The following is a 19511-nucleotide window of genomic DNA, read 5'->3' on the forward strand; positions in this document are numbered from 1 at the left end:
GATTAGACTCCTCGGGAAATCGCGACGGGGGTGAGCTCGTACGGGTAGTCCGTGATGAGCTCTGCACCGTCTTCGGTGACGAGAACGATGTCTTCGAGGCGTACACCGCCGAAGCCCTGGCGGTAGCAGCCTGGCTCGATGGCGATCACGTCACCGGCAACCAGCACGGCGTCGTTCTGGCCGAGACCGGGAGCTTCGTGAACTTCGAGGCCGATTCCGTGGCCGAGGCTGTGGAAGTAGCCCTCGTTGAGAACCTCGCCCGGCTTCTTGGTGAGCTGCGTGGGGTACCCAGCGTTGCTGATCGGCTCGCACGAGATGCGGTGCAGTTCGGCAACGGGAAGACCGGGGCGGATGGCCGCGAGCGTGTTGTCGAATGCTTCCTTCACGATGCGCCAGTACGTCTCGAGCTCTTCGTTGATCTCGCCCTTGACGAAGGTGCGCGTCATGTCTGAGTTTCCACCGGACTCGGTGTCGCGGGGGCAGATGTCGACCGTGACGGGCTCGCCCTCGAAGATCTGGCCCGAGCCAGCGTGGTGGCCGATGCAGGTCTGCTCGCCGTGGGCCACGATGAGGCCGGCGTCTTCGCAGCCGTTGCGCAAGAAGGCGGCGCGGATGCCCGTCTTCAGGTCTTCACACGTGAGGGGCTTGCCGTCGATGAGTAGTCCGCCATCGGCGCCGACCGTTGCGGCTTCCATTTGGGTGGCGACGTGGGCGACGCCTGCTTCGGCAGCGATCTGAGCGCGGCGCATGCCAGCGAGTTCGGCGGGCGATTTTACGCGGCGACGCATCTCGAAGAGGTCGTTGTCGACGTTGAGCTCGATGCCAGCGGCACGGAGGTGGTCGGCAACGCCGAGCGGGAAGGTGGAGGGAACGCTCGCGCTCTTTACTCCGGTACGGACGCATGCCTCAACCAAGCAGTTGAGTTCGGCGAGGTCGGGGCCCTGTCCGGAGGCGCGGAAGTCATCGAAGCCGAGCTCTTCAAGGGGGAAGACAGTCATGTTGTCGACATCGCGCATCCGGGCTGCTTCAAGCGACTTGATCGCGGTGTACCGCTTACCGTCTACCTCGATGTAGAGGAACGGGTCGTGCACCTCGTGGGTGATTACGTGTCGCATATCTGCGGACATCGTGCTCGAAAACATGAGGATTGGCGCGCTCGTCATCGTCTCTACTTCTTTCTCTGCTCGGTGCGGCTCGATGCCGTCATGGCGAAACCCTACGGCATCCACCTGCAAGCAATGATAGGTCATGTGTCGATTTTGTAAATTGTTTGTAAGGCAGCTAGTGCTTAGAACCTAACAACGGGGTAACATTGTGGCACTTTACTTGGGGTTGCAGAATTTGCGCCCTAATGTAAATCCAACGCCCGGGGCAGCTCACCGATTGCACCGTAGGCGCTCATTGCACAGGAGGAAGCATGAAGACAGCACGTTTCGGGGTAGGCGCAGTAGCGCTCGTCTCTGTTGTCTCGCTCACTCTCGCTGGCTGCGCAAGCAGTGACAACGGCGGAGAATCGGGCGACATCAACAAGGTCATCACGACAAACGGAAGCGAGCCCCTGGGCCCGCTCATCACCACGGGAACCACCGAAGTGGGTGGCGGCAAGATTCTGACCTCCATCTACGCGGGTCTGGTTACCTACGCGGCTGACGGAAGCATCCAGAACGACGTCGCTGACTCGATCGAGTCAGAAGACGGCCAGAACTGGACTGTCACGCTCAAGGATGGTTGGACCTTCACGAACGGTGAAGCTGTGACGTCGCAGTCGTTCATCGACGCGTGGACTTACGGCGCCACGTACAGCAACGCGCAGGCATCCTCCTACTTCTTCGACAACATCGAAGGCTTCAACTACGAAGAAGACGCAGAACTCACCGGCCTCACCGCCGTTGACGACCTGACGTTCGAAGTAGCTCTCACCTCGCCCGAAGCTGACTGGCCCCTGCGCCTCGGCTACACGGCGTTCATGCCGCTGCCGACCGTCGCTTTCGAGGACATGGAAGCCTACGGCGAGAACCCCATCGGTAACGGTCCGTACATGATGGACGGCGAAGACGCGTGGCAGCACGACGTTCAGATCGACCTCGTGACGAACCCTGACTATGACGGTGTTCGCACCCCCGCCAACGGTGGAGTGACCTTCAAGTTCTACACGTCGCAGGATGCTGCTTACGCAGACGTTCTGGGTGGAAACCTTGACATCCTCGACGCTGTTCCCGACAGTGCGTTCAGCATCTTCGAGGACGAGTTCGGCGACCGCGCCATCAACCAGCCCGCAGCCATCTTCCAGGGCTTCAACATCCCCTTCTACCTTGAGCACTTCAGCGGGGAAGAGGGAGAGCTGCGTCGCGCCGCCATCTCGATGTCGATCGACCGTGACGAGATCACCGACGTGATCTTCCAGGGAACTCGCACGCCGGCCACCGACTTCACGTCGCCCGTCGTCGACGGCTACTCGAGCTCGCTCGAGGGTTCCGAAGTACTCGCCTACAACCCCGAAGAAGCTCAGAAGCTGTGGGCCGAAGCTGACGCCATCGCACCGTACGGTGACACCGTGTTCGACATCGCGTACAACGCCGATGGCGGACACCAGGCATGGGCCGAAGCTGTAGCTAACAGCATCAAGAACACGCTCGGCATCGAAGCAATCGGCAAGTCGTACCCCGACTTCAAGTCCTCACTCGAGGACCGTGTTGCTGGCACGCTGACCGGTGGAACGCGCGCCGGATGGCAGGCCGACTACCCGTCGCTGTACAACTTCCTTGCACCCCTGTACCAGACCGGTGCCGGCTCGAACTTCGAGGGCTACAAGAGTGCAGAATTCGACTCGATCCTGAAGGAGGGTGCAGCCGCTGAGTCCGTCGACGAGGCAACCGCGCTCTACCAGCAGGCTCAGGAAGTTCTGCTCAAGGACCTGCCCAGCATCCCGCTGTGGTACTCCAACGCCACTGGCGTCTCGGCTGACACAGTCGAGAATGTTGAGTTCGGTTGGGATTCAGTTCCGCTGTACTTCCAGGTCACCAAGGGCTAATAACTCTCACGTGAACTAGTACCAGGGATCAAGCCCGGGTCGACTTCGGTCGGCCCGGGCTTTTCTCTGTCCGAGCGAAATAGATCTCTGCCCGAGAGGAGCAGATTGTCTGGGAGTGTGCTGTCGGCCTTGACCTAGAGTGCGCTCCAACTCTTAGAGTCGCAAGCATGATCTCCTCCGCAGAAATGACATCCCGCCAACAGCCCCTCGAATCAAGCTTCGGCTACCGCAGCACGGCATCCGAAGTAATTGCCGGCTTCCACCTCGCAGGCAAGACCGCTGTCGTCACCGGTGGCTACTCGGGGCTCGGCTTTGAAACCGTAAAGGCGCTCGCTGAAGCGGAGATGACCGTTATTGTTCCGGCCCGCCGCCCCGATAAGGCAGCCGAGGTGCTCGCCGGTGTTACTGGCGTTCAGATCGAAACGATGGACCTCGGCGACCTCGACTCTGTCGCCGCCTTCACCGCCGGGATGCGCGATGCTGGCACCCCCGTTGACCTCATGATCAACGCCGCCGCCGTCATGGCAACGCCCGAACTGCGCACGGCCCAAGGGTGGGACCTGCAGTTCGGCACCAACCTGCTCGGCCACTTCGCGCTCGTCGCCGGCCTCGAGCCGCTGTTGCAGGATGGCGCGCGAATCGTTTCGTACTCGTCCGTTGGCCACTGGCGTTCACCCGTGAACTTCGATGACATCAACTTCGACTTGACCGACTACGAGCCGTGGGTTGCCTACGGCCAGTCGAAGACAGCGGATGCCCTTTTCGCTGTTGCTCTGGATGCTCGCCTGGCCGGCCGTGGCATCCACGCGTTCTCGGTGCACCCCGGTGGCATCATGACTGATCTGCAGCGCAACATGCCCCGCGAAGAACTGCTTGCTCGTCAGTGGATCGACGAAGACGGCAACCCGAACCCGCTGTTCAAGACACCAGCCGAAGGCGCATCGACGGGGCTGTGGGCGGCAACCGCTCCTGAACTCGCCGACCGTGGTGGCGCGTACTGCGAAGACTGCTCCATCAAGGGCGTTGTGGCAGATGACCACACTGACATGATGACCGGCGGCGCTAAGGCGTGGGCGATCGACCCCGAAGCCGCCGAAAAGCTCTGGGCTGTTGCGGTCGAGGCGACCGGCTTGGATCCGTTCACTAGCTAGGCCAGTGGGGCGAGCCGGCCGCCGTCGCGTCGCGCTAGCTCGGCTCGAAAGTCGGGTAGTCCGTGTAGCCCTCGGGGCCGGCACCGTAGAAGGTGGCGGCGTCGGGGGTGTTCAGCGGCAGGTTTTCTTGCCAGCGATAGACCAGGTCGGGGTTGGCGAGGGCCGGGCGGCCGACGACAACACCCTCGGCGTGACCGTCGCGCACGAGCTCGAGTGCTTCGTCGCGAGTCGTCATCTGCTGGAAGCCGCTGTTAAGCAGCACCGGTCCGCCAAAGCGGGCGCGCAGCTCTTGCACGAAGGTACCGGTGGGGTCGGCGTTGAGCACGCTGAGGTACGCAAGCCCTAGTGGGGCAAGGCCGTCGACCAGCGCGCCGTAGGTCGCGAGGGCATCCGCATCGTCTGTTTCTAGGGCGTCTTGGATGTTGTGTTGTGGTGAAATGCGCAGGCCAACGCGGCCAGCACCGATCGTCTCGGCGACCGCGGTAGCGACTTCGATTACGAAGCGAGCGCGGTTTTCGGGGGAGCCGCCGTACTGGCCCTCGCGCTGGTTGGAGGCGGGGGAGAGAAACTCGTGCAGCAAGTAGCCGTTGGCGGAATGAAGCTCGACGCCGTCGAAGCCCGCCTCGACGGCGTTGCGAGAGGCCGTCACGAACTCCTCAATCACGCCGGTGAGCTCGTCATCGGTGAGCGCATGCGGAACCGGGTAGGGCTGCTTGCCGTCGTAGGTGCGAGTTTCGCCGTCGATCGCGATCGCGCTCGGGCCGACCACGGGGTATCCGCCGTTGGTGGCTTCGTGGGTTACTCGCCCGGCGTGCATCACTTGCGCGACGATCTGGCCGCCCGCCGCGTGCACTGCGTCGGTGACGTGCTGCCATCCCGCGAGCTGCTCGGGCTCGACCAGTCCGGGCTGGCCAGGGAAGCCCTGCCCGGCGTGGCTCGGGTAGGTGCCCTCGGACACGATCAGGCCGATCGAGGCGCGCTGGGCATAGTGCTCGACGACCATCGGGCCGGGAACGCCGGTCTTCCCTGAGCGGGTGCGAGTGAGCGGCGCCATCACCAAGCGGTTGGTCAGGTTCAGCTCGCCGAGGGTCGTGGGGGAAAACAAGTTCACAGCGGATCTCTTTCTGTCGGTCGTATCAACGTCAACACCGACCGGCACCCACTATTCCTCCCTGTGAAGATGCTCCGATTCGCGGCTCGGGCTGAGCGTCTTGCGCATTTGCTGCGTGGTGACGGAGTAGCCCGAAGAGTCGTACAGCGAGACTGCGGGCGTATTGTGCCCGAACACGTTTAGCTCGAGAGCGGGCACCCCAGCATCCACGACAGCAGCTTCGACTGCGGCGAGAAGTGCGCGACCGAAGCCCATGCCTCGGCGCTCTTCTGCCACTTGGATGTCGAACAAAAACGCCAAGTCGGGTGACCCTTGCGGGTGGTCGAGACTGACCCACGCGTGCCCGACCGTTGCCCCGTCGGCATCCGTTCCCTGCAGGAACAGCATGCGCGGAGTGTTCATGCCCTGCGGCAGGCGTGAGGTGTTGTCGGCGATAGCCCGCTCGACCGAACCTTCGAGCGGCCAGCGCCCGATCGCGACTTGCTCCGCGGCGAACTCTGCGGTTGTTGCGTGCTCCCACGCGTCAAACTCGCTCGCGGTCATGGGGCGGACGTTCACTGTGCTCATGGAGCAATGATCGCAGAGCAGTGATGGCTGAGGCCTAAGGTAGGCGGCTCCAATCGGTGGGAACTCGGCGGCTGCCTCCTTGGGGCAGTTCGCGGATGGTGCCCACGATGGCGAGGGCTGAGACGGTGACGATAATGATTGCGATGAACATGGCACCAACGCTACGATCGTATAAATAGTGCCAACAGTGGCAGCTATGCCATCTATCGAACGAATGCTGCCAATTTTGTGAGTGGCGTATTCGACGAAGAGTTGAGGTTCCCATGGAGCGCGTCGCAGTCATCGTGCAGGACGGATTCACGCCATTCGAGTTCGGGCTCGCCTGCGAAGCCTTCGGACTCGATCGCACGGATGACGGCATCCAGTCATTCGATTTTCGGGTGCTCACTGCAGACCCGGGCGCGATCCGCAGCAGTATCGGCTACACGATGAACGTCGACAACGACCTGTCGTTCGCCGATGAGGCAGACGTGATTGTGCTCACCCCGATTCCTCGTGCCATGTGGGGAACCGTGGATGCCCGAGTCTCCGCGGTGCTCGAGCGGGCGGCCACGCGCGGAGCTTGGGTGCTGGCCATCTGCAGCGGCTCGTTCACTTTGGCGGCATCCGGATTGCTGGATGGACGCCGTGCAACAACGCACTGGATGTACGCGCAGACCTTCGCCGAGATGTATCCCCAGATCGACGTCGACCCCGACGTTCTCTATGTGCAGGATGACCGCATCATCACGAGTGCGGGAACGGCGGCGGGTATCGACGCGTGCCTGCACCTCTTTCGGCAAGAACTCGGGGCAGAAATCACGAATCGCATCGCGCGCCGCATGGTGATCGCGCCGCAGCGTGACGGCGGCCAAGCGCAGTTCATCAACAAGCCCTTGCCGGTCGTGAAATCCGAATCGTTTGCCGCGGTGACCGATTGGATGCTGCAGAACCTTCGCGAGGAGTTGCCGGTCGAGGAGCTTGCTCACCGCGCGCAAATGTCATCGCGCACCTTCGCCCGACGCTTCAAAACGGATCTCGGCACCACCCCCGCCGCCTGGCTCGGGAGGCAACGACTGCTGCACGCGCAACGACTTCTTGAGGAGACCGAGCTGGGGCTCGAGCAAGTGGCGTGGGAGAGCGGCTTCGGTTCCGCTGCTGTTCTTCGCCAGAACTTTGCGCGGAAACTTGGCCTCACGCCCAGCGCCTACCGCAGTCGTTTCAGCTGCGGCACGCACGAGCCCGTCTCGGCCTAGCGGATGGGTGTCGCTGTGCGTCAGGCGGGCATGAAGGTCACGAACGGCCGCGCGGCGACAACGTAGCTGACCCACAGCGCCACGATGAGAGCCGCGCTTGTGATCGCTCGCAATCGGGAGACGGGCCGCGAGCGAGGTGTGGCTATCGTGAGCACGACGATGGACAGGACGGGAAGGTGGAGCGACATCCCGTGAACAAACGCGATCCACTCACTAATGCCGCACGCTTCGCGGAACGACTGTACTGACTCGTCCCACGAGGCTGCACCGAAGAGCTGGAGTAGAGCAACCACGATGAGAAGAATCGCGACGATCGCCGCCGACGCCAAGCCCAGTAGCTCGGGACGAGTCGTCGGGATTGAATGCCGCAGCCAGAACCACGCGACGATTGCGGCGGCGGCGAGCATCGGTGAGGCCGCGGCAGCAAGGTCGAACTCTGACGCTTCGCGGCCACAATCGTTCCAGCGGTCAAGGGCGGGGAGGATCGCGATGCTCGACCCGATGCTCAATGCGGCACACGCGAGAAGGGCAACCCAGATCACCGCGATTCTGCGCAGTGGGGTCAGGTGGGGGCGGGAGTCCGTGTGGTTGGTCACGGCTTAGTGTCGGCGTCGTCGGTCGAATACTCCGGCTTCACGGGGTACTGCACGAAGCACACGTAGTGCGCCACTTCACGCTCCTCGATGGAGAACTCCGAAGCTGAGGTCTCGTTGAGGCAGCCGCGCAACTCTTCAGAGCCGCCGAGCGCCGGAGCAGTGCTCCAGTCAATGAACTCTGCTTCGGGCCTTGCGACGTCCGGAAACTGTCGTTCGACCGTGTTCCACAGCTCATCGGCCTTCTCCTGCAGTTGCTCCTGCTGCCAGGCTAAGTCGTCTGTCGGAGTGCTGGATGGCACATCGCCGGCGGGGGCGGCATCTGGTGCAGTGGTGCTGCACGCAGAAAGCCCGAGTAGGGCCATGCCCAAAGCCACAATCGCGACGAATACGCGAGAATGCCGAGCCTTATCCATAAATCGAATGTAGCTCAACTTGATGGGCTTGTCGCTCAGTTATCGCCTAATTGCCGTTGTGGCGGGATGCCCAAATTGCGCGCAGCACGCGGGTAGCCTCTTCGAGGTCGATCCCCGAGCGAATGCTTGTGTCGGCGAGAGCGCGAGCAGCTTCTGCAACGGGTTTCGGTGTTGCGGATGCGGTGGTGCTGACCCGGGTTCCCCCGCCGGTGTGAGTGCGCAGGTGTCCCTCAGATTCCAACACTTTGTAGGCTCTGGCGACGGTGCCGGGGGAGACGCCCAAATCCTTCGCGAGTTGTCGTACAGAGGGGATGCGTTCGCCAGCCGCGAGGCTCCCTGCTGCGATCAGCCCCCGGATCTGATCCCGGATTTGATCAGCGGCGGGGGCGGATCCGGCTAGCGAGATCATCATGATCGAACTGACGGTGCGCTAGCGCGCCGCGGCAGGATTGCGGGGAGAAGGATGCCGAACCACAGGGCGAACCCCAGTGACATGGCGACGAGGCCCAAGAATGTTAGCGCCGGTTGCATCGCCTCGAACGGAGTTCCCCACGAAGCCCAGCCGGTGCTACCCACGGTTTCTCCGCCCCGCAACGTTGCGGTGGACGCAAGAGAGTTAAAGATCATGCCCAAGTGGAGCAAGAGTCCGCCGGATGTGAGGCCGAGCACGTTGCGGGTTCTGAGTTGCCGCATCCACACATCGCTGGAGTGGTCGGCGCTGATCGGCGGGCGGGCGATGAGCCACAGAGCGGTCAGCGTCACAACGATGAGTGCTGCGAGCAGTGCTAAGGCGGGCAATGAGTAGTACCAGCCATAAATGGTGGTTCCGAAGGTCGATCCGTTCGCGCCCTCAACGGTGAAGCTGCGCCAGAGGCCCTCAGAGTCAGGTTCGGAAGCGAGCCCGGCTAGAACAGTAACCGTGACTATTGCGCCGATGATGCTGGCGGTGCCACCGAACCACCACCGGTGGCCAAAGCTGAAAAGCGTGCGATGAGTGAGGGTTGCTTGCCCGCGTGCGAAGCGAGCGTGGACGGGCACAATCAGGACGGCGATCGCAGCGATGCCTAGTGCTAGCGACCATGAGATACGTCTCTCGAACACCCAGTACCAAATCTGTTCGACCAGCAGGGGCCGCGGGCCGAAAAACTCTACACTTGTCGCCAGCAAGTAGATCATTGGTGTCAACGCCAAACACGCGGCCACAAGCGTGGCGGTGGCGGTGGTACCTCTCGGCAGACGGTCGTTGCGGCCGCGAGCAATCCACCAGACCACCGCGATCGCAAGGCCAATGATCGCGGTGCGCAAACCGAACCAGAGGACGAAGGTGAGAGTGGACATTGCGCTCCTCCGGCTGTTAATGTACTAGCGTATAAGTACATTGAATGTAGCAGACAATCGATACATTGAGCTAGGGGCCTCCGCTGCATCGGGCTCTCGGCGGTCGAGCAGCGCGAGCAACCCGGTTGCGGGGTTGGTGGCGCGGAACTGATCCGCCAGATTCACTGATTACATAGTGTCAGTTTCGTTTGCCGCCCTGACGGCGTACGGCCAACCTGGCAATTCTTACGTGTTTGACTCATTTGAGGTCGTGCCGCCGTCCACACAGCAGCCGCGTCTAGGGTTGGTTGTGACTCCTGTTTCGGCGGTTCTGGAAGAGGATGTTCAAAGTCCAGCCCGGCGTCTAGACCCCCGGTCTCTCGTCTTACTTAGGAAGAAGCGATTCGCCTGTGACCTCCGCGACGAAGACTGCCCCGTCCGCCGAACTGAGCGTGAAGCGCATCCGCACCTGGTCGGCACTTCTGGGCGTGCTCAGTGCCGCCATCGTGCTCGCCGTCGCTGAGTTCTTCGCCGTGTTCATCTCGCCCGCCAGCAGCCCCGTGCTTGCTGTCGGCTCCCTCGTCATTGACCTCGCGCCGTCATGGTTGAAAGATCTCACGATCGCGCTGTTCGGAACCAACGACAAGATCGTGCTGCTGCTGTGCGTCGGGCTACTCGTGCTGGTTCTCGCTGTGGCCATAGGTCTCGTTGAGTACGCGCGGCCCAGTTGGGGTGTCATCCTGCTCGTGTTTGTCGGCGTGATCGCCACGATCGCCGTCACGACCCGCGCCCAAGCGACCGCAAGCTGGCCGATGCCCACCGTTCTCGGCGTTGTCGCCGGCGTGCTGGTGTTGCGGATCACGATGATTCGGTTGCGCCGCTGGGTGAACTCTGCCCCGGTTGCTCCGGCCACGACGCCCGCCGGAACCGCAGCGGCGGCGCGTGCCGCTAGCGCTCAACGGTCATCTGCCACTCCCAACCGGGTGCCGGCCGCGTCGCGCCGCGACTTTCTTCGCATCGTGGGTGTGGCATCCGTTGGGGCGGTTCTCGTGGGAGTCGGTGCTCGCGTCGTCAATGCCAGTGCTTCCGTTGTGGATGCGGTGCGTACCGCCCTCAAACTGCCTGCGCCGGCCATTGCCGCTCCTGCAATTCCGGCCAGCGCGAGTCTCGATGTGCCCGGCATCTCGACGCTCATCACCCCGAACTCAAACTTCTACCGCATCGATACCGCCCTCGTTGTTCCTAACGTCGACGCGGATGAGTGGCGACTGCGCATCACGGGAATGGTCGAAAACGAGATCGAGATTTCGTTCGCCGAACTGCTCGAGCTACCCCTGGTCGAGACCGCCGCGACGCTCTCGTGCGTCTCGAACGTGGTGGGCGGCGATCTCGTAGGCAACGCGATGTGGCTGGGGTACCCCATCCGGGATCTGCTCGCGAAGGCAAAGCCGCTGGCGGGTGCCGATATGGTGCTCTCCCGCAGTATCGACGGGTTCACGGCAAGCACGCCGCTCGAGGCGCTGCAAGACGACAACCGCGAAAGCATTCTTGCGGTTGGCATGAACGGCGAACCCTTGCCCCAACAGCACGGTTTTCCGGTGCGGATGGTCGTGCCTGGGTTGTATGGCTATGTCTCGGCCACGAAGTGGGTTGTCGAAATGCAGGTGACTCGTTTCGCCGACGCCACCGCGTATTGGACCGAGCGCGGCTGGTCGGCGATCGGACCAGTCAAGACTCAGTCCCGCATTGATGTGCCGTCAAGGGGCTCTTCCGTGCAGGCGGGAACTGTCGCAGTAGCGGGCGTCGCGTGGGCTCCGAACACAGGGATCACCGGCGTCGAGGTGCGCATCGATGGCGGCTCTTGGGCCGCAGCCGAGCTGGCCACCGCGATCTCGGCCGACACGTGGGTGCAGTGGGTTTACCCGTGGGAAGCCACGAGCGGCGAACACTCCATCGAAGTTCGGGCAACGGATGCCGGCGGCACCACTCAGTCGGGCGTGCCGATTCCGGTCGTGCCCGATGGCGCCGAGGGCTGGCACGGCATCACTGTGCAGGTCTCCTAGCTGCTGCTGAATCCCATGACCCGTGTAATGATGAGCGGGTGGTCGAACCCCAGCCGTCAGGCGGCGCAGTAGTGAGTGAGTCGGTCTACCGCCGTGTGCTCGGTGCCGAGCTCGACACGCTCGCTCCCGAACTTCGCCCCTACTTCGACGGCGGTCAGCGCGTTGGCGTCGGCAGCGGAGTCTTCGACGTAGCGGGATCGCCGCTGCGCATCCTGAAACCGGTGCTGGCTTTTATGGCGTGGCAGCGCATCCTCTTCCCGGAGTACGCGCGCAACGTACCCTTCGATGTCATCAACACCCCCACCACGGATGGTGCGCTCGGCGCCGTGCGCACCTTCCACTTCGCCGGCCGCGACCGCGTCTTGCAGGATGAGATGCGCGTCGTCGACGGTCACCTGCACGACTTCTTGGGGCGACGCGGTGGCTTCGAGGTGCGCATGAGTCTCACCGTTGTTCATGGCCGCATGCAACTGCGCTCCGATCGCCAATGGCTGCATCTGGCAGGACTGCGGGTCCGAATCCCCGCTTTCGCCACGGTCACGGTCGACGAATCGTGGGCTGACGGACGCCAGCAGGTGGATGTTCGGCTCCGCACTCCGCTGCTGGGCGACTGGTTCCGCTACGCCGGGCACTTCACCTACGACTACAACTAGCTCTGCCGCAGGGTTCCCTCGCCAGGCCCGTTTACAACGGCGCACTTCAGGCGCAGTATGGGACGCATGAACGCACAACGCGAGTTGCTCCGTATCGAAATCGAAGACGTCGAAATTTCGAAACTGGCGAGATTGCTTACCTCGTACACAACAGGAGTGTTCAACCAAACGCTGCGCTTTGTTGCCAAGGTGGGCGGTGACACTCGCTATGAAAGCGGAACCTTCTCGTCGAATCACATGTTCGATCCGATGAACCCGGATGAAGCGTACGCGCCGCGCATGGTCGAGAATCTCGCAAAGCTCCGCGAAGAGATCGAAGCGGATGGCTGGGTCGTGACCGAACAGGGAGCCCAGTCGTGGGCGCTCACTTTCGCTCGGCCCGAAAGCACTTAGCTGAAGCCGCGTTGTGGCCGGCGTAGCTTATTTCCAGAGGTGGAAAGTTCGCCAGTCTTCGGTCGTACCGAGAGCACCAAAGTTGAGTCCGGTGTCGGGCGGGAATGAGGATACGGCAGCGGGAAGCAACCTCTGATTGTGCCCTTGAGTTTGTGAGCCAAGGTGCTGGATAAGGGACAGCATCCCAAAGGTGCTCTGCTTCGATACGGCGATCTCGTCGAGAGCAACGTTTTCACCACGTCTCGTGAGCTTCGGCGATACGGCGTAGTGGCGATTGAAAAAACGGGAGTGGTGAGCGCAAACGTTTCTTACGGTGTTGAGGGGCGAAGCCAGGAAAGGAGCTGAGCCGCGCTGAGCTCGAAGTGCCCGGCCACGGCTTCGCGTTCGCGAATGGGCATAAAACTGTAGAGGTACGAAAGTCCGCCCCAGTCGAGAACATCAACGGCAACCCACACGGGAATCACATTCTCGCGATTGTCGCGATGGTGGATCACAAAGTCTTCGCGTGAGTCTTCTACTTTTCTTGCCAGCTTTGCGGACCACAAGCGGTACTCATGCATCTTCGAGATCGATAGCAGCTCGGGCTTCACGTGGATGAGCGGATCCACCGCTCCCAACGAGTATCCGATGAGGGCTCTCAGATGGGTTTCAACTGTCTGTACTGAGGCGAAAGTAGCGGCTCGAAGGCGATTGTCGAACGACCAAAGAGCATGGATGCTCTCGAAGGCGGTGCCTTCGCGGAAGCGTTCAGTCCGATCGCCCTCTGTGGTCTTGAGCCTGAACGTATGCGAGTAGCCGCTTAGCGTGTAGTAGCCAGCCCTTTGGAGCAGCGCCAGAGCGGCAGCATCATCGTCAACCGACATCCCGCGACGTTTCAGCACCGCCAACTGCTCGGCGTACGTCTTGTGCGGCTTTGGTTCCACGGGCTAAAACCTGTCTGGGCAAAGTAAAGACCGGCCCTGGACCCCCAGAGGGGCGGAACCGGTCGTGTTGTTACTAATTTAGCAGATCCCGCCGAGACCATCAGAGTTGTCCACATAGTTGAACTGGACATTGGGGGAAATGTCCATGCGCTGACGCGAGTGCGATCGAGAGGCGTTTGTTAGATCCACCCCTGCTGCCACGCCTTATCGGCGGCATCGTGCCGCGAGCGAGCGTCGAGCTTCGTCATCGCGGAGGACAGGTAGTTGCGCACGGTTCCGGGCGCGAGGTGCAGAGCGTCAGCGATTTCTTGCACGCTCATCGTGGAGCGGCTGAACCGCAGCGCGTCGAGCTCGCGGTCGGTGAGAGGGCAGCGGTCGGCGGTGAGAGCCGTCGCCGCAATTTCGGGATCAATGTAGCGTTTGCCGGCCACGACATCCCGAATCACAGCGGCCAAGTCTTCGGCGGGCGTCGACTTGGGCACGAAGCCTGAAACGCGGGCGGCAAGGGCCCGGCGCAGCACGCCGGGTCGAGCGTGGCGGGTCACGATAACGACCTTCGTCGCGACGGTCGAGAGGATGCGCGTGGCCGCCTCGATGCCATCGGCCTGCGGCATTTCGAGGTCGAGTAGGCAGACATCCGGTTGAAGCGCGAGCGCTTGCTCTGCCGCAGCAACACCGTTGTCGACGCTCGCGACGACCTCAATGTCGGCTTCCAAGTTGAGCAGCGCACTCAGCGCACCGCGAATGAGATGCTCATCGTCAGCAATGAGCAGGCGGATGACGCGGGGCGCTTCGCTGGCCGCACTCGCGCCCGCTGCGCCCACGCCACTCGCACTCGCCGCACTGGCCCCGCTCACGCCAGTCCCGCTCACGTTGTCACCCGCGACCGCGCCGGAATCCGCACGCTCAACTCAAAGCGATCTCCGTTGTCATCAACCTCAGTGGCGAGCTCACCCCCGAGGGCAGCGACTCGGCTGTGGAGCCCGACAAGCCCGCTACCGGGAGTCTCTCCCGCCGAGGCCGAGCTTCGCAGCTCGTTATTGCTGATCACGAGAGTGCTTTCGGTGTCGCTGCTAGTGAGCTGAATCGACACGTGGCTGGCTTCGCTGTGGCGCAAGATGTTCGTGGTCGCTTCGCGCACGGCGAGCCCCAAGGCGCGCCGCACGTCGGCATCGTCCGGCATCCGGCCAATCACCAGATCGCACTGGGCGCCTGCGGCCGCGAGCACTTCGCGCGCATTCTCGAGCTCGTTGTCCAGCTCGACTTCGCGATAGCCGGCCACGAGGGAGCGGGTCTCTTCGAGGGCTTGTTTGGCGATCATCCGAGTTTCGTGAATATGTTCGCGGGCTGCTTCGGGATCGATGGCCAGCATCCGCTCGGCCAGCTCAGATTTGAGGGCGATCACTTGCAGGTGGTGCCCCTGAATATCGTGCAGGTCAGAGGCGAAACGCAGTCGTTCCTCGGTGACAGCGAGTTCGGCGGCGCTCGAACGAAGGCGGTCGAGGGTGACGACGATGTCCCACCACCACAAACCAGTGAGCACCATCACCGGCAAGAGCAGGCCGTAGAAGAGCACGAGCCAGAAATCGCCAGTCACCCCGGCACTGACGGGGTTGCCGAAAACGGTGGTCGAGAGCACGGGATGGGCAATCGAGAGGGCAAGCCCACCGCCCAACACACTCCAGAGGTGGCGTCGCGGCAGGAGCGGTGCGATAACGCAGACGGCCATCCACAGGGGAAGCGCCGCCAAGAATCCGATCTCGGGCCTGAACAGACCGAGCACCCACACGGTGATGGCGGGCGCGAGAAGAGCTACGAGCCACACGCTGCTCGGGATGCCGCGCCCGCGCTCCGTGCGAAGAAACCAGCATCCGCGAACCTGGGCTGCAGCCGCTGCCACCGCCAGCGCAATGAGGGCCGCGTCGATCGGGGAGCGTGAGGCGGCGAATGCCACGAGCATGTTGAGGATCACGATTGCGTTCAGCACGATGTAGAAGAACACGATCGAGCCGAGCGTGTAATTCCAGGTGACGCGTACTCCGCGAACACCGCGGGCATGTTCGCCGTCGCGGGGCATCACGGGCGTAGTGGTTTCGAGCATGGCCCCCAGCGTAGAGCAGTGACATTTGTCACGGTCGCAGGTGCGAAAGTGCACCGGATGCCGTGACGCCGCGGCACTGCCCAGCGCGGTCGGCCGCGGCGAGGATTGATTCATCGCCGGCACTCCCGGCCACCGTCAAGTCCGACGATTCACGTCATCCCTTCACGAAAGGCACACCATGTACGACACCCTCAGCTCCTTCACCGCTGGACTCCCCGAACTGCTGCAGTGGGTAGGCGTGATTCTGATCGCCGCGATTCCGTATGTGGAATCGTATGGCGGCTCGGTGATCGGAATCGTCACCGGCATTAATCCGGTGGTCGCGATCATCGCCGCGATCATCGGCAACGTGATCTCGATGCTGATCTTCGTGTTCGTAGCGCACCGGGTTCGTGCCAAGGTGGCAGCGGGCCGCGAGCCCAAGCCTGAGACGCCCCGTCGCCAGAAGCTGCGCGAACGCTTCGATCGCTATGGAGTCGCGGGAGTCAGCCTGCTCGGCCAAACCCTCCTGCCCAGCCAGATCACTTCGGCCGCAATGGTGTCTTTCGGCGCTTCGCGCAATGCCGTCATTGTCTGGCAGATCATCTCGATCATCATCTGGGGCGTGCTGTTCGGTGTGCTCGCCACCTTCGGGGTCACTGCTCTGCGCTAAGTCGGATGCTCGGTAGGGCCGGGTGTCTTCCCGCCGAAGTTGCGCACTACGTCAGTGCGTAGCTTCGGTAGCGGCGGCAGGTCACTGGCCGCACGGACTGTCAGCGCACCATCCGCGCGTCAATGAGTTGGGGAGTCGCGGGGTCGATGTCTTCGGTGCCGTCGAACTCGAAGCCATTGCGGCGGTAGAAGGCCACAGCCCGGGGATTGTCCTTGGCGACCCACAGCGCGGCAGGCGAGTCGCCCAGGGTCGCGTCGAGCAATGCCTGACCGATGCCGGTGCCATGGTGCGCTGCCACAACATAAATCGCTTCGACTTGGGCTTGCGCAGCCACGGTAGTTTCTTTGACGGCGGACTCTCGCCCAACCGAAGCAAACCCAACGATTGTGCCGGCGAGGTCAGCCACTTGGATGCACCGCTCCGCTCGCGGATGGCTAAGGATGTGATTCCACATCTTCTGACGTCCGGCCAGATAATCGGCCGTGAAGAAGCCATCGGGGACGAGGTGGGAATAGGTCTCCCGCCAGCTCGCGACATGCAATTGAGCGAGAGCGTCGGCATCGGCCGGCACCGGGTCGCGAAGAATTGTCGTCATGTGATTATCGTGGCAGTCCTCCCGGCTTGAGGGAAGACCTGATCGTTCCTCTTGTTTAACTCTTGTGAGACAAGGTATCGTCGACGGCATGGTCGAAAGCGCAGCAAGTACCCAACTCCGCCGCGGAGTTGTTGGCCCGTGCATCCTCGCGCTGCTCTCGACCGGCCCGCGCTTCGGACTACAAATCGTTCGCGAACTGAACGACGTCGGTCAGTTGCTCACGAGCCAGGGCACCGTGTACCCGCTGCTGAGTCGCCTACAGGAAGCGGGTCAAGTCAGCAGCCACTGGGAAGTGAGCGATACCGAGCGACCGCGACGCTATTACAGCCTCACGGATGTCGGCCGTCGCGACCTTGAACTCTTCCGTGAAGATTGGCGCCAGTTCTCCGGCTCCGTTGGAACACTTTTGCAGACCATCCCTTCCTCATCTAGTGAGAGTGAGCAGTCATGAGTACCGCTGCCGAGCATCCGACCGTCACCGCCTATCTTCGCGAGTTCGATGCGGCGTCTGGCTCACTCACTGCAACTCGTCGTGAGGAGCTCCGCGAAGAAATCGCGAGCCACTTGCGCGAGGCGATCCCTCCCCTGTCATCGCAGGCCGACGCGACTGCGGTCATCGCGGCCTTCGGCTCGCCAGCCGAGATTGTGGGGCAGGAAGGCACCCTAGATCAGAGCGCCTCTTCGGTCGCCCCTGCCGATGAGTCACGCCGAGGGCTGCGCATAGCCCTCGGCGCAATCGTGATTGCGGCTGCAGCGATCTCTGCGGTGTTCTTCTTGTGGCCAGGCAACCCTGCGAATACTGGTGCCGGGTCTGGCACCACGCAACCGGATGCTGCCCCTTCCTCGGTCGTGAACGAAGTCCCCGAGGGGCCCGCCCGAGTGGCCGAAGGCACCGCGTATTTCGAGTATCTCGCCGCGATCGAAACGATGCCTGAGCCGCTGCCCAGCGGGGCGGCCTATCCCACCGGAGTGCCTGAGGGGTTGGACCTCGGAGCCACGGATGACGGAATACAGCAGTCTGGTGCGGGAGCCACCGTCGCGCACTTCACCTGGCTGTGCGCGTGGGAAGCCGAGTATCTAACCGCAGCTGACGACGAGGACGCCGAACGCCAAGTCGCCGCTGAGGCGATGCTCACCCAGTGGCCAAGCTACGGCTTCGTCTCCGACCCCGATGGCGGGTGGGCGGCGAATGTTCTTGAGCCACTGAGTTTCGGCGACACCGCAGGTCTGCAGAAAGACTTTCCGCAGACCTGCGCTCAAGCCGGCATCCTCAACGTCACGGCCCCGTAGGAGCCCGGCGAGCAGGAGCTTCGAGCGTTGGGGATAGGTCAGCAATACACTGGGCAAATGCCGACTCGCTTGCTCACCGCATCTGATCGGCCCCTTCTCAGGCAGGCAACGTTGGCCAACATGAACTGGTGCGGGCCTCGTTTCACTTTCGACGATCTCGATCAGTCCAAGGAACTCGCCCACTACTATTCCGATTTCCCTCGTGGCGATGACTTCGGGATGCTAGACGAAGCCGCCGGAGACGTCCGCGCAGTAGCGTGGCTGGTCTTCTTTCCGGCAGAGCACCCCGGCTACGGATTCGTTGATGACACGATTCCTGAACTGAGCATCACAACGTTCGACGGATTTCGCGGTCAAGGGATCGGTGAACATTTGCTGCGGGAAGTAATCGCGGCGGCGGCCGAGCGAGGGATGCCCGGCATCAGTCTGAGCGTCGAGGACGGAAACCGTGCCCGTTCGCTGTACTCGCGGCTCGGCTTTCAGCCGGTGGGTCGCTCCGGAGACTCCGACACCATGTTGTTGCGGCTCTCGACTACGCGGTAAGCCGCTGAATCAACTCGCGATAGCGCGCCGCAGTCTGCTCCACGATGTCGGCGGGAAGTTCGGGCGGAACACCCTGCTTGTCCCAGTTCGCCGAAAGCCAGTTGCGCACGATCTGCTTGTCGAAGCTTGCCAGGCGACCAGGGCCGCCGGCGGCATAAAGTTCAGCATCCCAGTAGCGGCTCGAGTCGCTCGTCAGCACCTCGTCGGCCAGCACAAGAGCACCGGTCTCCGGGTCGGCGCCGAATTCGAACTTGGTATCAGCGAGGATCACGCCACGGGTCTCCGCGATGGCGGAGGCTCGGGCGAAGATGTCGAGCGAAGCATCCCGAAGCGCAGTCGCAACCTCGGCACCGACGAGTTCGACGGTGCGCTCAAAGCTGATGTTCTCGTCGTGCTCACCCATCGGGGCTTTCCACGCCGGAGTGTAGATCGGTTCGGGCAGGCGGTCGCCATCGCTCAAACCAGCTGGCAGCGCAATGCCGCACACGCTCTGCGACTCCTGATACTCCAGCCAACCACTGCCCGATAGGTAGCCGCGAACGACACACTCCACCGGATACATCTCCAGGCGCTTCACGATCATCGAGCGGTCAGCAAGCTCAGCAGGCGCATCAACGTCAGCGGCATCCGCCAAATGATTCGGCATGTCAGCCAGCTGCGCGAACCACCATTTGCTCAGTTGCGTCAGCAGCGCGCCCTTGCTCGGGATGCCTGGCTCCAGCACGTGGTCAAACGCACTGACCCGATCACTGGCAACCATGAGCACAAGCTGTGGCTCGTCGGCGCGCACATACAGGTCACGGACCTTGCCGGAATACGTCAGCGTCCACGCGCTCGCAGCATCGTTCACGCCAGCATCTGCTCCAGCATCGTTCAC

Annotated in this window: 22 protein-coding genes; 10 read left to right on the forward strand and 12 right to left on the reverse strand. The window is 62.6% G+C overall.

Annotated features, from left to right (window positions below):
- Positions 1-2: 2 nt before the first annotated feature.
- Entirely contained in the window at positions 3-1250 is a 1248-nt protein-coding gene (locus CLV85_RS02420) for a M24 family metallopeptidase (protein WP_100388013.1), read from the reverse strand.
- 167 nt (positions 1251-1417) lie between these two features.
- On the opposite strand from CLV85_RS02420, the gene CLV85_RS02425 reads away from it, so the two are divergent.
- Both CLV85_RS02425 and CLV85_RS02430 read left to right on the forward strand, forming a co-directional pair.
- Complete coding sequence (locus CLV85_RS02425; RefSeq protein ID WP_100388014.1) at positions 1418-3031, forward strand: peptide ABC transporter substrate-binding protein; 1614 nt, start codon at positions 1418-1420, stop codon at positions 3029-3031.
- Between the two features lie 167 nt (positions 3032-3198).
- The gene (locus tag CLV85_RS02430; protein WP_100388015.1) at positions 3199-4182 is read left to right on the forward strand and encodes an oxidoreductase; all 984 of its coding nucleotides are present in this window, start codon (positions 3199-3201) and stop codon (positions 4180-4182) included.
- A gap of 34 nt (positions 4183-4216) precedes the next feature.
- Here the strand turns inward: CLV85_RS02430 and CLV85_RS02435 are convergent, their stop codons facing one another.
- Both CLV85_RS02435 and CLV85_RS02440 read right to left on the reverse strand, forming a co-directional pair.
- Positions 4217-5293, reverse strand: coding sequence for an alkene reductase (locus CLV85_RS02435; protein ID WP_100389236.1), 1077 nt, complete (start codon positions 5291-5293; stop codon positions 4217-4219).
- Positions 5294-5344: 51 nt separating this feature from the next.
- Positions 5345-5860, reverse strand: coding sequence for a GNAT family N-acetyltransferase (locus CLV85_RS02440; RefSeq protein ID WP_100388016.1), 516 nt, complete (start codon positions 5858-5860; stop codon positions 5345-5347).
- 263 nt (positions 5861-6123) lie between these two features.
- On the opposite strand from CLV85_RS02440, the gene CLV85_RS02445 reads away from it, so the two are divergent.
- Positions 6124-7095 (forward strand): GlxA family transcriptional regulator, encoded by a 972-nt coding sequence (locus CLV85_RS02445; RefSeq protein WP_100388017.1) that lies wholly within the window; start codon positions 6124-6126, stop codon positions 7093-7095.
- A gap of 20 nt (positions 7096-7115) precedes the next feature.
- On the opposite strand, the gene CLV85_RS02450 is transcribed toward CLV85_RS02445, so the two are convergent.
- From CLV85_RS02450 to CLV85_RS02465, 4 genes are read right to left on the reverse strand one after another with little or no spacing between them, the layout of a single operon-like run.
- On the reverse strand, positions 7116-7691 hold the full coding sequence (locus tag CLV85_RS02450; RefSeq protein WP_100388018.1) for a hypothetical protein: 576 nt from the start codon (positions 7689-7691) through the stop codon (positions 7116-7118).
- Complete coding sequence (locus CLV85_RS02455) at positions 7688-8104, reverse strand: hypothetical protein (protein ID WP_100388019.1); 417 nt, start codon at positions 8102-8104, stop codon at positions 7688-7690. Before CLV85_RS02455 ends, CLV85_RS02450 begins: the two co-directional genes overlap by 4 nt.
- Before the next feature lie 46 nt (positions 8105-8150).
- Positions 8151-8516 carry a GntR family transcriptional regulator gene (locus tag CLV85_RS02460; protein ID WP_229820384.1) on the reverse strand — a complete coding sequence of 122 codons (366 nt, stop codon included), beginning with the start codon at positions 8514-8516 and terminating at the stop codon, positions 8151-8153.
- On the reverse strand, positions 8513-9442 hold the full coding sequence (locus tag CLV85_RS02465; RefSeq protein ID WP_100388021.1) for a hypothetical protein: 930 nt from the start codon (positions 9440-9442) through the stop codon (positions 8513-8515). Before CLV85_RS02465 ends, CLV85_RS02460 begins: the two co-directional genes overlap by 4 nt.
- A gap of 389 nt (positions 9443-9831) precedes the next feature.
- Here CLV85_RS02465 and CLV85_RS02470 point away from each other — a divergent pair, with 389 nt between their 5' ends.
- The 3 genes from CLV85_RS02470 to CLV85_RS02480 all read left to right on the forward strand — a co-directional run bounded on the left by CLV85_RS02470 (position 9832) and on the right by CLV85_RS02480 (position 12530).
- Positions 9832-11484, forward strand: a complete 1653-nt coding sequence (locus CLV85_RS02470; protein ID WP_100388022.1) for a molybdopterin-dependent oxidoreductase — start codon at positions 9832-9834, stop codon at positions 11482-11484.
- A 38-nt stretch (positions 11485-11522) separates the two neighbouring features.
- On the forward strand, positions 11523-12137 hold the full coding sequence (locus CLV85_RS02475; protein WP_240033557.1) for a DUF4166 domain-containing protein: 615 nt from the start codon (positions 11523-11525) through the stop codon (positions 12135-12137).
- A 66-nt stretch (positions 12138-12203) separates the two neighbouring features.
- A complete protein-coding gene (locus CLV85_RS02480; protein ID WP_100388023.1) occupies positions 12204-12530 on the forward strand; it encodes a hypothetical protein in 327 nt (108 codons plus the stop codon).
- 308 nt (positions 12531-12838) lie between these two features.
- Here the strand turns inward: CLV85_RS02480 and CLV85_RS02485 are convergent, their stop codons facing one another.
- The 3 genes from CLV85_RS02485 to CLV85_RS02495 form a co-directional block, all read right to left on the reverse strand.
- The gene (locus CLV85_RS02485) at positions 12839-13453 is read right to left on the reverse strand and encodes an Abi family protein (protein ID WP_147433336.1); all 615 of its coding nucleotides are present in this window, start codon (positions 13451-13453) and stop codon (positions 12839-12841) included.
- Positions 13454-13632: 179 nt separating this feature from the next.
- Positions 13633-14277 carry a response regulator transcription factor gene (locus tag CLV85_RS02490; RefSeq protein ID WP_100388025.1) on the reverse strand — a complete coding sequence of 215 codons (645 nt, stop codon included), beginning with the start codon at positions 14275-14277 and terminating at the stop codon, positions 13633-13635.
- Positions 14278-14321: 44 nt separating this feature from the next.
- Positions 14322-15554 (reverse strand): sensor histidine kinase, encoded by a 1233-nt coding sequence (locus CLV85_RS02495; RefSeq protein ID WP_229820376.1) that lies wholly within the window; start codon positions 15552-15554, stop codon positions 14322-14324.
- 178 nt (positions 15555-15732) lie between these two features.
- Here CLV85_RS02495 and CLV85_RS02500 point away from each other — a divergent pair, with 178 nt between their 5' ends.
- A complete protein-coding gene (locus CLV85_RS02500) occupies positions 15733-16206 on the forward strand; it encodes a small multi-drug export protein (RefSeq protein WP_100388026.1) in 474 nt (157 codons plus the stop codon).
- Between the two features lie 100 nt (positions 16207-16306).
- On the opposite strand, the gene CLV85_RS02505 is transcribed toward CLV85_RS02500, so the two are convergent.
- Complete coding sequence (locus CLV85_RS02505; protein ID WP_100388027.1) at positions 16307-16801, reverse strand: GNAT family N-acetyltransferase; 495 nt, start codon at positions 16799-16801, stop codon at positions 16307-16309.
- Positions 16802-16865: 64 nt separating this feature from the next.
- On the opposite strand from CLV85_RS02505, the gene CLV85_RS02510 reads away from it, so the two are divergent.
- The 3 genes from CLV85_RS02510 to CLV85_RS02520 are packed head-to-tail and all read left to right on the forward strand — an operon-like array spanning position 16866 to position 18634.
- Positions 16866-17252 (forward strand): PadR family transcriptional regulator, encoded by a 387-nt coding sequence (locus tag CLV85_RS02510; RefSeq protein ID WP_147433337.1) that lies wholly within the window; start codon positions 16866-16868, stop codon positions 17250-17252.
- Positions 17249-18091 carry an HAAS signaling domain-containing protein gene (locus CLV85_RS02515; protein ID WP_100388029.1) on the forward strand — a complete coding sequence of 281 codons (843 nt, stop codon included), beginning with the start codon at positions 17249-17251 and terminating at the stop codon, positions 18089-18091. Before CLV85_RS02510 ends, CLV85_RS02515 begins: the two co-directional genes overlap by 4 nt.
- 57 nt (positions 18092-18148) lie before the next feature.
- Positions 18149-18634 carry a GNAT family N-acetyltransferase gene (locus CLV85_RS02520; protein ID WP_100388030.1) on the forward strand — a complete coding sequence of 162 codons (486 nt, stop codon included), beginning with the start codon at positions 18149-18151 and terminating at the stop codon, positions 18632-18634.
- Here the strand turns inward: CLV85_RS02520 and CLV85_RS02525 are convergent.
- Positions 18624-19511 (reverse strand): phosphoribosylaminoimidazolesuccinocarboxamide synthase, encoded by an 888-nt coding sequence (locus tag CLV85_RS02525; RefSeq protein ID WP_244899821.1) that lies wholly within the window; start codon positions 19509-19511, stop codon positions 18624-18626. The two genes, CLV85_RS02520 and CLV85_RS02525, sit on opposite strands and share 11 nt — an antisense overlap.

The organism is Salinibacterium amurskyense, from assembly GCF_002797685.1.
In the GTDB taxonomy this organism is placed as follows: Bacteria; Actinomycetota; Actinomycetes; order Actinomycetales; family Microbacteriaceae; genus Rhodoglobus; species Rhodoglobus amurskyensis.